The sequence below is a fragment of the Bifidobacterium asteroides genome, assembly GCF_030758775.1.
In the GTDB taxonomy this organism is placed as follows: Bacteria; Actinomycetota; Actinomycetes; order Actinomycetales; family Bifidobacteriaceae; genus Bombiscardovia; species Bombiscardovia kimbladii.
Genome location: NZ_CP132384.1, coordinates 1,178,884 through 1,190,678 on the forward strand (window position 1 = coordinate 1,178,884; position 11,795 = coordinate 1,190,678).

Annotated in this window: 11 protein-coding genes; 4 read left to right on the forward strand and 7 right to left on the reverse strand. The window is 64.0% G+C overall.

Features of this window, described 5'->3' with window-relative positions; genetic code table 11:
* Positions 1–84 precede the first annotated feature (84 nt).
* The 5 genes from RAM15_RS04600 to RAM15_RS04620 all read right to left on the reverse strand — a co-directional run bounded on the left by RAM15_RS04600 (position 85) and on the right by RAM15_RS04620 (position 6,626).
* Entirely contained in the window at positions 85–1,086 is a 1,002-nt protein-coding gene (locus RAM15_RS04600; protein ID WP_306220959.1) for a TerC family protein, read from the reverse strand.
* Between the two features lie 141 nt (positions 1,087–1,227).
* On the reverse strand, positions 1,228–3,339 hold the full coding sequence (gene uvrB / locus RAM15_RS04605; protein WP_045924557.1) for an excinuclease ABC subunit UvrB: 2,112 nt from the start codon (positions 3,337–3,339) through the stop codon (positions 1,228–1,230).
* Between the two features lie 38 nt (positions 3,340–3,377).
* A complete protein-coding gene (coaE, locus tag RAM15_RS04610) occupies positions 3,378–4,025 on the reverse strand; it encodes a dephospho-CoA kinase (protein ID WP_306220960.1) in 648 nt (215 codons plus the stop codon).
* 71 nt (positions 4,026–4,096) lie between these two features.
* Complete coding sequence (gene rpsA / locus RAM15_RS04615) at positions 4,097–5,602, reverse strand: 30S ribosomal protein S1 (protein ID WP_306220961.1); 1,506 nt, start codon at positions 5,600–5,602, stop codon at positions 4,097–4,099.
* Positions 5,603–5,705: 103 nt separating this feature from the next.
* Positions 5,706–6,626 (reverse strand): bifunctional methylenetetrahydrofolate dehydrogenase/methenyltetrahydrofolate cyclohydrolase, encoded by a 921-nt coding sequence (locus RAM15_RS04620; RefSeq protein ID WP_306220962.1) that lies wholly within the window; start codon positions 6,624–6,626, stop codon positions 5,706–5,708.
* A 212-nt stretch (positions 6,627–6,838) separates the two neighbouring features.
* On the opposite strand from RAM15_RS04620, the gene RAM15_RS04625 reads away from it, so the two are divergent.
* Positions 6,839–7,714 (forward strand): ABC transporter ATP-binding protein, encoded by an 876-nt coding sequence (locus RAM15_RS04625; protein ID WP_306220963.1) that lies wholly within the window; start codon positions 6,839–6,841, stop codon positions 7,712–7,714.
* Positions 7,711–8,538, forward strand: a complete 828-nt coding sequence (locus RAM15_RS04630) for a metal ABC transporter permease (protein ID WP_045924561.1) — start codon at positions 7,711–7,713, stop codon at positions 8,536–8,538. The genes RAM15_RS04625 and RAM15_RS04630 overlap by 4 nt, the downstream gene beginning before the upstream one ends.
* 6 nt (positions 8,539–8,544) lie before the next feature.
* Here RAM15_RS04630 and RAM15_RS04635 read toward each other — a convergent pair whose 3' ends face one another.
* Both RAM15_RS04635 and RAM15_RS04640 read right to left on the reverse strand, forming a co-directional pair.
* Entirely contained in the window at positions 8,545–9,024 is a 480-nt protein-coding gene (locus tag RAM15_RS04635; RefSeq protein ID WP_101432492.1) for a 2-C-methyl-D-erythritol 2,4-cyclodiphosphate synthase, read from the reverse strand.
* Between the two features lie 14 nt (positions 9,025–9,038).
* Positions 9,039–9,659 carry a CarD family transcriptional regulator gene (locus RAM15_RS04640; protein WP_024627346.1) on the reverse strand — a complete coding sequence of 207 codons (621 nt, stop codon included), beginning with the start codon at positions 9,657–9,659 and terminating at the stop codon, positions 9,039–9,041.
* Positions 9,660–9,883: 224 nt separating this feature from the next.
* Between RAM15_RS04640 and RAM15_RS04645 the strand changes: the two genes are divergently transcribed.
* Both RAM15_RS04645 and RAM15_RS04650 read left to right on the forward strand, forming a co-directional pair.
* The gene (locus RAM15_RS04645; RefSeq protein ID WP_045924564.1) at positions 9,884–10,621 is read left to right on the forward strand and encodes a response regulator transcription factor; all 738 of its coding nucleotides are present in this window, start codon (positions 9,884–9,886) and stop codon (positions 10,619–10,621) included.
* Between the two features lie 9 nt (positions 10,622–10,630).
* Positions 10,631–11,770, forward strand: coding sequence for a sensor histidine kinase (locus RAM15_RS04650; protein WP_372338638.1), 1,140 nt, complete (start codon positions 10,631–10,633; stop codon positions 11,768–11,770).
* The last annotated feature ends 25 nt before the right edge of the window (positions 11,771–11,795 follow it).

The window sequence follows — 11,795 nt, forward strand, 5'->3', positions numbered from 1 at the left end:
TTACCGTTCTATTGTACAGACTCGGCCTGATGGGAACCACTATTTCCCGTTAGCGCTAACAACCCTTGTGATTCAAAGGATTGTTTATTGGTTTTTCCCCTGCGAGGCGGTTTCAAGGGACTGACGACGGCTCTTGAGCACCGAAGCCAGAGCGGCGATGCCTACGGCCAGGACGATGACCAGCAGGGATGCCCAGGTCGGTATATCCGGCACGGCTGTCAGGGGCCGTCCGCCGTTGATGAAGGGCAACGTGTTGCCGTGCAGAGCCTCCAGGATCAGCTTGACGCCGATGAAGGCCAGGACCACAGCCAGCCCCAGGGGCAGATACTCCAGCTTGTCCAACAGGGATCCCAGCAGGAAGTAGAGCTGCTGCAGGCCCAGCAGGGCGAAGACATTGGAGGTGAAGACGATGAAGGGATCCTTGGTCAGTCCGAAGATGGCCGGAATGGAGTCAAAGGCGAACATGACATCGGTGGTGCCGATGGCCAGGAAGACCACCAGCATGGGCGTGAAGTAGCGCTTGCCCTCGAAGGTGGTCCGCAGACGCTCACCGTCGTAATGGCTGGTGATGGGGATGACCCGTCGCAGGGCCTTGATCAGCCCGTTCTCGTGGTACTCCTCCTGCTTGCCCCGGCTGGAGACCATGTTCCAGGCGGTATAGAGCAGGAAGAAGCCGAAGATGAAGAAGACCCAGGTGAAACGGGTGATCAGCGCCGTCCCGGCCAGGATGAAGACGCCGCGCAGCAGCAGGGCGATGGTGATGCCGACGCTGAGCACATAGCGCTGAAGCTGCAGGGGCACGGCGAAATTGCTCATGATGATGACGAAGACGAAGAGGTTGTCGATGCTGAGCGAGTATTCGGTCAGCCAGCCCGAATAGAACTCGATGGCCGGCTTGGATCCGGCCACCTTCCAGATCAAAGCACCAAAAATCAGAGCCATGACCACGAAGAAGCCGATGTGCCTGACGCACTCGCCGGTCGAAGGCACGTGCGGCCGGCGCCCAATCACCAGAAGATCGACCACGAAGAAGACGGCCAGCACAACCAGGCTCACAACCATGAACGGCAGAGGTGTCTCGGACATATCACCAGACTCTAGCGGCAAGATATGACGTGTTCGTCTCCCCCGTCTGCCCGTAGGACATCCTCACAGGCAGCGGTCTGCAGGTCGGGCCTGTGATGCTCTTGCCTCCACATCACAGGCCGAACTTGCTTTTTGGCCTACTTACTTTTTGGCCTCGGTCATCTGCCGCAGCTCCTTCTTCAGATCCTTGATTTCGTCGCGCAGACGAGCCGCAAGCTCAAACTGCAGCTGTTGCGCAGCTGTGTGCATCTGGTCGCTCAGCTGACGGATCAGGTCGGCAAGGTCCTGCGCCGGCAGACCGGCCTGGAGTATCTCCTGATGCCGCTTGTCGGCCTCCTCCTTGTCGTAGAGGGGCACGCCCAAGTGGGAATTGCCGGCCTTGTTGGCGTTGCGGTAGCCGCCTGCCAGCAGGGTCTGGGTGTCCACATCCTCCTTGGCCAGCATGTCGTTGACGTCGCTGATCTTCTTGATCAGCGGCTTGGGATCCACGCCGTGCTCCTTGTTGTAGGCGATCTGCTTGGCCCGGCGACGGTTGGTCTCGCTGATGGCCTTGTCCATGGAGTCGGTGACCTCGTCCGCGTACATGATGACCTTGCCGGACACGTTCCTGGCCGCACGGCCGATGGTCTGGATCAGGGACCGGTAGGAGCGCAGGAAGCCCTCCTTGTCCGCATCCAGGATGGCCACCAGGGAGACCTCGGGCAGATCCAGCCCCTCACGCAGGAGGTTGATGCCCACAATGACGTCGATCTTGCCCTCGCGCAGCTCCCGCAGGAGCTCCACCCGCCGCAGGGTGTCCACGTCCGAGTGCAGGTACTCCACCTTGATGTCGCGCTCGAGCAGGTAGTCGGTCAGATCCTCGGCCATCTTCTTGGTCAGCGTGGTCACCAGAACCCGCTCGTGACGTTCCACCCGGGCCTTGATCTCGTCCAGGAGGTCGTCCACCTGGCCCTTGACAGGCCTGACCTCCACCTCGGGATCCAGAAGGCCTGTGGGTCGGATGACCTGCTCCACCACACCGTCGGACAGGCCCATCTCGTAGTCGCCAGGCGTAGCCGACAGGTAGACGGTCTGGCCCACCTTGTCCAGAAACTCGGGCCACTTCAGGGGACGGTTGTCCATGGCCGAGGGCAGACGGAAGCCGTGCTCAACCAGGGTCCGCTTGCGGCTGGCATCCCCCTCGTACATGGCTCCGATCTGGGGAACCGTCACATGGGACTCGTCGATGACCAACAGGAAGTCGTCGGGGAAGAAGTCCAGCAGGGTGTGGGGCGGGGAACCGGGTTCGCGCCCGTCGAAGTGGCGGGAATAGTTCTCCACTCCGGAGCAGGTGCCGATCTGGGTGAGCATCTCCAGGTCGTAGGTGGTGCGCATGGTCAGCCTCTGGGCCTCCAGCTCCTTGCCCTGCTTGCGCAGCTGGCCCACACGCCAGTCCAGCTCCTCCTTGATGGTCTTCAGGGCGCGTTCCATCCGCTCGGGACCGGCCACATAGTGGGAGGCTGGGAAGATGTGCACGGAGGTCTCATGGGCGATCTCGTCCCCGGTCAGCGGGTGCAGTGTGGAGATGCGGTCGATCTCGTCGCCAAAGAATTCGATGCGGACGGCCAGCTCCTCATAGACGGGGATGATCTCGACCGTGTCGCCGCGCACGCGGAAGGTGCCTCGGGTGAAGGCGATGTCGTTGCGCTTGTACTGCATGTCCACGAACTTGCGCAGCAGGTCGTCCCGATTGATCCGGTCGCCCTCGTGCAGGAAGAGCATGCGTCCGGCGTATTCCTCGGGCGTGCCCAAGCCGTAGATGCAGGAGACGGTGGCCACCACCACACAGTCGCGCCTGGTCAGCAGGTTGGCCGTGGCGGCGTGCCGGAGCCGCTCCACGTCGTCGTTGATGTTCGAGTCCTTCTCGATATAGGTATCCGTTTGAGGGATGTAGGCCTCGGGCTGGTAGTAGTCGTAGTAGGAGACGAAGTAGGAGACCGCGTTGTCGGGCATGAGCTCGCGGAACTCGGCGCAGAGCTGGGCGGCCAGGGTCTTGTTGGGCTCCAGAATCAGAGTGGGCCGCTGCAGGCGCTCGATCAGCCAGGCCGTGGTCGCGGTCTTGCCGGTGCCGGTGGCGCCCATGAGCACCACGTCGTTCTCGCCGTTCTCGATCCGCGTGGCCAGCTCCTCGATGGCCTCTGGCTGGTCGCCGGAGGGCTTGTAGGGAGACTTGACCACGAAGGGCTTGTCGGTCCGCTCAATGTTGAACCCCATGAAACTCCCTTCCAGGATGCGTCATTCGCCAAGGCCCCTCAGTCGCTGTGCGAGGACCCCTGGGCCAAGGATTTCAGCTCTTCATATATCCTATCAACAGACTCGAACATTTGTTCGATAGGCTGGGATCCGTCCACCAGCAGATCGGCCTGGGCGCGTCGCGAACTGCTGCTGGCCTGGGAACCGATGCGCTCAACAGCCTGGCTTGGCGTCATATGCCGCTGATTCACCATACGCGCAATCCTCGCCTGGCTTGGGGCCTCCACCAGCAGGACCCTGTCGAAATGAAAAGGAATGGCTGATCCCACCTCGATCAGCAGGGGCACCTCATGGACCACCACCTCGGAACCCTCCAGCCAGGGCTGCTCGGCCTTGGCGGCCAGCTCATAGACCAGCGGATGGATGATGTCATCCAAGTCCTTGCGATCCCGGTCGGCCGTCGGCCCGCCGAAGACCCGTGCCGCCAGGGCTGACCTGTCCACTCCACCACGACCGTCCCCGCAGTCTGAACCGAACCGCTCCAGGACCGGCTTTACGCCGGGTCCGCCTGGGGCGATGACCTCATGGGAGAGCCGGTCGTAGTCAATGACCTTGGCTCCGTCCTGAGCCAGCCGAGCCGCCACCGTGCTCTTGCCAGCCGCTATCCCGCCAGTCAACCCCACACGTATCATCCCGACCTCCCGCATAACCCTTATGGCAGCAGATACAAATGGAGGGGCCCGACCGAGGCCGGACCCCTCCATTCACCGCTTGATGCTCACTTCTTTTCCTTGAGCAGCTGCTCACGCAGGGCGGCCAGCTGGTCGTCGGAGGCCAAGGTGCCCTCGGAGCTGGACTCCGAGCTGTAGTTGGTGGTCTCCTCGGAGCTCTGACGGCGGGAGCGCGAACCGGAGGAGGGCGCCTGGGAGGACCGGCTGTCCTCGGCGGCCGAAGCCTCGGCGTTCTCCAGCTCCTTGGCCACGAAGGCCTTGTGCTGCTCCCAGAGGTCGTGGGCGGCCGCATACTGGGACTCCCACTCCTCCCGCTGCTTCTCGTAGCCGGCGATCCACTCGTTGCTCTCGGGGTCAAAGCCCTCGGGGTACTTGTAGTTGCCCTCCTCGTCGTACTCGGCGGGCATGCCGTAGATGGCCGGATCGAAGTCCTCGGAGGTCGGGTCGACGGAGTCGTCGGCCTGCTTGAGGGACAGGGAGATGCGGCGGCGATCCAGGTCGACGTCGATGACCTTGACGAAGATCTCCTCGCCCTGCTTGACCACGGTCTCGGGGTTCTCCACGTGGCGGTTGGCCAGCTCGGAGATGTGGACCAAGCCCTCGATGCCGTCCTCGACGGAGACGAAGACGCCGAACTGCACGATCTTGGTGACCTTGCCCTTGACGATCTGTCCGGGCACGTGGGTCCGGGCGAAGCGCTGCCAAGGATCTTCCTGGGTGGCCTTGAGGGACAGCGAGATGCGCTCGCGGTCCATATCGACATCCAGCACCTCGACGGTGACCTTGTCGCCCACCTTGACGACCTCGCTGGGGTGATCGATGTGCTTCCAGGAGAGCTCGGAGACGTGGATCAGGCCGTCCACACCGCCCAGGTCGACGAAGGCGCCGAAGTTGACGATGGAGCTGACCGTGCCCTCGCGGATCTGGCCCTTCTTGAGCTGGGCCATGAAGGTCTCGCGCACCTCGGACTGGGTCTCCTCCAGGTACTGGCGGCGGGAGAGGACCACGTTGTTGCGGTTCTTGTCCAGCTCCAGGATCTTGGCCTTGATCTTCTGCCCGATGTAGGGAGACAGGTCGCGCACGCGGCGCATCTCGACCAGGGATGCGGGCAGGAAGCCACGCAGGCCGATGTCGACGATGAGCCCGCCCTTGACGGCCTCGATGACGGTGCCCTCAACGACGCCGTCAGCCTCCTTGATCTTCTCGATGTCGCCCCAGGCGCGCTCGTACTGGGCACGCTTCTTGGACAGGATCAGGCGGCCTTCCTTGTCCTCCTTGGTGACGACCAGAGCCTCGATGGTGTCACCGACCTGGACCACATCGTCGGGATCGACATCCTTCTTGATGGAAAGCTCGCGGGAGGGAATCACGCCCTCGGTCTTGTAGCCGATGTCCAGCAAAACCTCGTCATGGTCGATCTTAACGACCGTCCCCTCGACCAGATCCCCATCGTCGAAGTTCTTGATGGTGGAATCGACTGCCTTGATGAAGTCTTCCTCGGACCCGATGTCATTGACCGCGACCTGGGGGACTTCCTTCTTGTTCTCTGCCATTAATTAAATTGTTTCTTGTATAGTTGGTGGATATTTTTTCCGTATTGAGTTATGTGTTCCCGCCGGCAGGCGCGAACATTCTCCATGATAGGAGACACCACGGTCATTGTCGCCGGGAGACCTCGGGCGTGTCGCAAGCAAGGATTCCGGCGGCCCGCTCAGCGGATTCGACCACATTGACCAGGAGCATGGCCCGGGTCATGGGCCCCACCCCGCCGGGATTGGGCGTATAGGCGGCTGCAGACAGCCTGGCGGCCGGATCGATGTCGCCCTTGATCCGCCAGCGCCCCTCCTGCTGATCCCAGATCCGGGAGACGCCTACATCCACCAGGACGGCACCCTGGCCAACCTGGTCCGGGCCAACCAGCCCTGCCCGGCCCACGGCTGCGATGATCACGTCAGCCCTGCGCATATGGGCATCGACATCCCTGGTGCGGGTATGGCAGAGGGTCACGGTGGCATCCACTCCGCGGTTGGTCAAGAGCAGCCCGATGGTGCGGCCCACGGTCAATCCTCGGCCCAGCACGCAGACCTCCTTGCCGGCCAGGTCGATCCCGTAATGGTCCAGCAGGTGCAGGATACCCCGCGGGGTGCAGGGCAGGGGGGTCCGCACCCGGCCCTCGGTATGCAAGACCAGCTGGCCCAGGTTGTAAGGATGCATGCCGTCGGCGTCCTTGGCCGGATCGATGCGATCGATGATCTCGGTGGGATCCACGCCCTCGGGCAGGGGCAGCTGAACGATGTAGCCGGTGCATTCAGGATCCTGATTGAGCTGATCCACCGCAGCAAGAATCCGCTCCTTGCCGGCATCGGCGGGCAGATCAATCCTGATCGACCGGATGCCCACCTGGCTGCAGTCCCGGTGCTTGCCCTCTACGTATTTGACCGAACCGGGGTCATCCCCCACCAGAATGGTCCCCAGGCCAGGAGTGCGTCCCATGGCCGTCAGCCTCGCCACGCGAGCGCGCAGGTCCTCCTTGAGTTCCGCAGCCGCCGCCTTGCCGTCCAGTTTCACTGCAGTCAATACATCTCCATCATCCAAGCGGGCGCAAACCCTTGTCGAAATCGTCTGGGCCAGATTAGCGCAGATTCCTCCCCCGACGGGACCAGCGTCCATTGGCCGGTCTGGGAGGACTCGACTGCTGAAGTTGCGTGCTGTCCCCTCCCCAGCGATAATGAGAATCATGCTCAATAAGAGCAGGTTCACCATTTTGAGCCCGTGCAGGAAAGGAAGCCATGGATACGGACACGGATAGAACATCCACGCAGGCCTGCATCGTCTGCGACCATGCCGCCATCCGCCGTTCCGGGCGGCTGATCTGGTCGGAGGGGACCTTCACCATTCCCTCGGGGACCGTGACGGCCATCGTGGGCACCAACGGCACGGGCAAGACCAGCATGATGCAGGCCGAGCTGGGCCTGCTCCCCCTGGACGCCGGCAGCCTGCGGGTCCTTGGGCAGCCGGCCGGCCAGGCCAACGACCGCATCGGTTACGTACCCCAGAGCTACACCTCGGACATCGACTCCAACCTTACGGCCGAACAATCCGTCCTGCTGGGGCTGACCGGCACCCGGTTCGGCATTCACCCCGTCACCCGGCAGGACCGCGAGCGCGCCAGAGAAGCCATGCGCTTCGTCGGCGTTCAGGACAGGGCCCACCTGCGCCTGTCCCAGCTCTCCGGCGGCCTGCGGCAGCGGGTGGCCATCGCCCAGGCCCTGGTCTGCGATCCTGATCTGCTCATGCTCGACGAGCCCCTGGCCAATCTGGACCTGGCCGGGCAGCGCGCCACCGTCCACCTGCTGGCGCAGCTCAACAGCCGTCTGGGCATGTCCATCCAGGTGGTGGCCCACGACCTGAACATGCTGCTGCCTGTGCTGACCGGGGCGGTCTATCTGCTGGACGGGCACCCTCATTACGCCCGCATGGACGACGTGCTGGACTCGGACCTGCTCACCCACCTCTACGGCACCAAGGTGGAGGTGGTCACCACTCCCCAGGGGGACATGTTCGTGGCCCCCGACATGGACGAGCCGATCGGGCCCGTCCACAATCGCTACCAACCCAGCCAGGTGGCCCGCCTGCACGGGACGGACCGGGAAAGGAACTCATGACCACGCCAGTCTTCGACCCCCATTGGACGGAGATTCTCGCCGCCCCCTTCATGCGCAATGCCATGGTGGCCGGATTGTGCATCGCCGTGGCCGCCGGAGCCATGGGCTACTTCACCATCGCCAGACACTCCACCTTCGCCGCCCACGCCCTGGCCCACATTGGCCTGCCCGGCGCCACGGGGGCCGTCCTGCTAGGGCTGCCGGTCTCTGCCGGCATGGGCCTGTTCGCCCTGGGCGGGGCGCTGGTCATCGGAGCTCTGGGCAAGCGGGCCTCCCAGAGGGAGATCGCCACGGGCACGGTCCTGGCCTTCGCCACCGGCCTGGGGCTCTTCTTCGCCAGGATGTCCAGCTCGGCCTCCCAGCAGATGCAGGCCATCCTCTTCGGATCCATCCTGACCATCACCCGGGGCCAGGTCGTCGGCTTCATCATCTTCGATGCGATCCTGCTGATCCTGTTGGCCCTGATCTACCGGCCCCTGCTCTTCAGCTCCCTGGATGAGCAGGTGGCCCAGGCTCGCGGCGTGCCCATCGGGCTGATGAACCTGACCTTCATGGCCATCATGGCCGGCGTCATCACCATCGCCGTGCCGGCAGTGGGGACCCTGCTCATCTTCGCTCTGGTCGTCACTCCGGCGGCCACGGCCAACATCCTGGTGGCCTCTCCCCTGCGGGCCATGCTTCTATCAGGATTGATCTGCCTGGCTTCAATCTGGGGAGGCCTGGTGATCTCGGCCATGGTGCCGGCCCCTCCCAGCTTCGTCATCGTGACCCTGTCCACCCTCTTCTGGGCTCTGGCCAAGGGATGGGCGGCCCTGCGCGCCTGATGCCGGTCAGTCCACCAGGGCGGTGGCCATGACGGCGATGCCCTCGTTGTGACCGGCAAAGCCCATGCCGTCAGTGGTGGTGGCAGTCAGCCGAACCGGTGCCCCGACAGCCTGGCTCATGGCCTGCTGGGCCAGGTGACGACGCGAGGAAATTCTGGGGCGCTGGCCGACGATGACCAGGGAGGCGTTGAGCAGCCTGCGACCGTGCTCATGCAGACAGTCCATGGTCTTCTCCAGCATGGCCGACCCATGCATGCCCGCTCCAGGGGCCTGCGCTCCCAGGCCGAACAGGGTGCCGATATCGCCCAGATCGGCGGCTGACAGGATGGCATCGATCAGGGCATGGGCGGCTGCATCGCCGTCAGAATCGCCCAGCAGTCCGGGGGTTCCGTCATTCCAGGACAGACAGGCCAGCCAGAGGGGACGCTCACCGGTTGGATCAAAGCGATGGGCGTCAAAGCCCAGTCCAATGCTTGGATGGCCCATGACCGGCTCCGGTCTCAGCGCTTGGCCTTGGTCTTGCCCTTGCCCTTGGTCTTGGCGGCCTCCTGGGCCACCCGTGCCAGGGTCTTGGAAGCCGGCTCCTTGGGGGACTTGGTATGGTGCTTGTCGTCGCCGGGCATGGGCTCAGCATAGCCCAGGTTGACGTCCAGCAGGCGCTGGGCCTCGTCCTCGTCCAGCTTCTCGGACAGGGCGATCTCGGAGGTCAGGATCTTGCGGGCCTTGATCAGCATCCGCTTCTCGCCTGCCGACAGCCCGTGCTCGTCCACGTCGCGCTGGGAGAGGTCGCGCACCACCTCGGCGATCTTGTTGACCTCGCCGGTGGCGATCTTCTCCACATTCAGCTTGTAGCGGCGCGACCAGTTCATCTCCTTCTCCTCGACCACCGGGGTGCGCAGGATCTCGAAGACCTTGGCCACCGCCTTGGCGTCGACGATGTCCCTGACGCCCACCTTGGCCGCGTTCTCGACGGGGACGTTGATGACCAGTCCGTCCGAAGAGAGCACGGACAGCTGCAGGTACTTGCGGGTGACGCCCTTGACAGTCCGTTCGGTGATGGCGTCCACCCTGGCGGCCCCATGACGCGGATAGACGACCATGTCACCGACCTTGTAACCCATATGCCCTCCAGAACGAGTCGAGAAAATACCATATAATAATGCCATTGCGCATGGACTTGCTGACGGGCGCCCTGGGACGACGCGATTCTCCGCGAGCACACTTCCCCTGGAGGCTCTGAAGACTATTCTGGAAGAAACGACGGTGGTGGAACGAATGCCGACAAGGCTCCACCCCGCATGACGAGCATCGTTTTGCGGATCAGTGATCGAAAACAGAGGTAGGCATGATCAGAAACACAAGCCGCTACACTACACCCAGCACCATCCTGGTGGTTGAGGACGAACCCACCCTGGCCACTGCCATAGCCCAGCGCATCACCGCCGAAGGGTGGACGGCCCGGGTGGCATCGGACGGTGCCAGCGCCGTGCAGGCCGCTTCCCAGATCAAGCCCGACCTGGTCATCATGGACATCATGCTGCCCGTCATGGACGGACTGGAGGCCACCAAGCGGATCGTGGCCGAGCGGCCGGTGCCGGTGCTGATTCTGACCGCCAGGGACGACGAGGCCGACAAGGTGACCGGTCTGGGCGCCGGAGCCGACGACTACATGACCAAGCCCTTCTCCATGCGCGAGCTGATCGCACGCTGCAAGGCCCTCCTGCGCCGGGTGGAGCGGGCCAAGGTCATCGCCAAGAACTCCGAGAACGAGAAGGTGCTGGACTTCGGATCCCTGGTCATCGACCCGGCCCAACGCATCGTGACCCTGCGCGGGGAGCAGATTCACCTGACACCCACCGAATTCGACCTGCTGGCCACGCTGGCCCGCCGGCCCAAGTCCGTGCTCACCCGCGAGAAGCTGTTGGAGGAGGTCTGGGACTGGGTGGATGCCTCGGGCACCAGGACGGTGGACTCCCACGTCAAGGCCCTGCGCCACAAGCTGGGCTCGCAGATGATCCGCACCGTGCATGGCGTGGGCTACGCCTTCGAGCCACCCGAGGATCAGGAACAGGACCAGCGGTAGCAGCCGCGGATGCACGCTATGAGCAAGGACGGCAGAAGCCGGCGCAAGGGGCCCGGTCTGAGTGCGCGTGTGGACCGGGAACGGCCCATTGGATCCTTCGCCTCATTGAAAGTGGAGCTGAGCGTACTGATCATCATCTCCACAGCCATCGCCTTCGTCATGGCCTGGTTCCTGCTGAAGATGGGCTGGAGCGGCTGGATCGCCATGCCGCTGACCCTGGTGGTGGCCCTGGGGATCACCTACTTCTTCTCCCGAGGGCTCACCGCTCCCCTGCGGCAGATGCGGGATGCGGCCGAGGCCATGGCCGACGGGGACTACACGGTCCGGGTCCACGCCACCACGACCAGCCATGACGAGGTGGGGCTCCTGGCCCAGTCCTTCAACGAGATGGCCGAGGAGCTCCAGCACGCCGACCAGATGCGCCGGGACATGGTGGCCAATGTCAGCCACGAGCTGCGCACCCCCGTCTCGGCCCTGCAGGCCATGGTGGAGAACATGGCGGACGGGGTGACCGAGCCCACGCCAGCCAACCTGGAGGGGATCCTGGAGCAGACCCACCGCCTGTCCGACCTGATTGCCTTCCTGCTGGACCTGTCGAGGATGGAGGCCGGGGCCGCCAGCCTGCAGATCGAGGACTTCGACTTCGGGGACTTCATCGACGAGACCCTCCAGCCCCTGGCCATAGCCGACGCCGGGCATGCCCATGACATCCAGGTGGATCTGGAGAAGGGCCTGAGAATGGAGGGCGACCAGGATCGGCTGCGCCAGCTCTTCACCAACGTCATCAGCAACGCCCTGAAGCACTCGGCCGACGGCACCACGGTGCTGATCCAGGCCCACGAGGATCAGCAGCAGGAGACCATAGTCACCAACGTGGTCAACTTCGGCTCGCAGATACCCCCCGAGGCCCGTACCGATATCTTCCGGCGCTTCGTCAAGGGCAAGGCCGGCCCGGGCACGGAGTCAGGCGGCACCGGGCTGGGGCTGTCCATCGCCCGCTGGGCGGCCCAGTTGCATGGAGGCCAGGTGCAGGTGGTGGACGACCCGCGCGGAGCGGACTTCGAGATCACCCTGCCCAGATATCACCGCGACCCCGACGAGGACGAGGGGGACGGGGACGGCTCCGGCGGGCCCGACGCGCCGCATTGACGGGGAGGCGCACTTCGGCTCATAA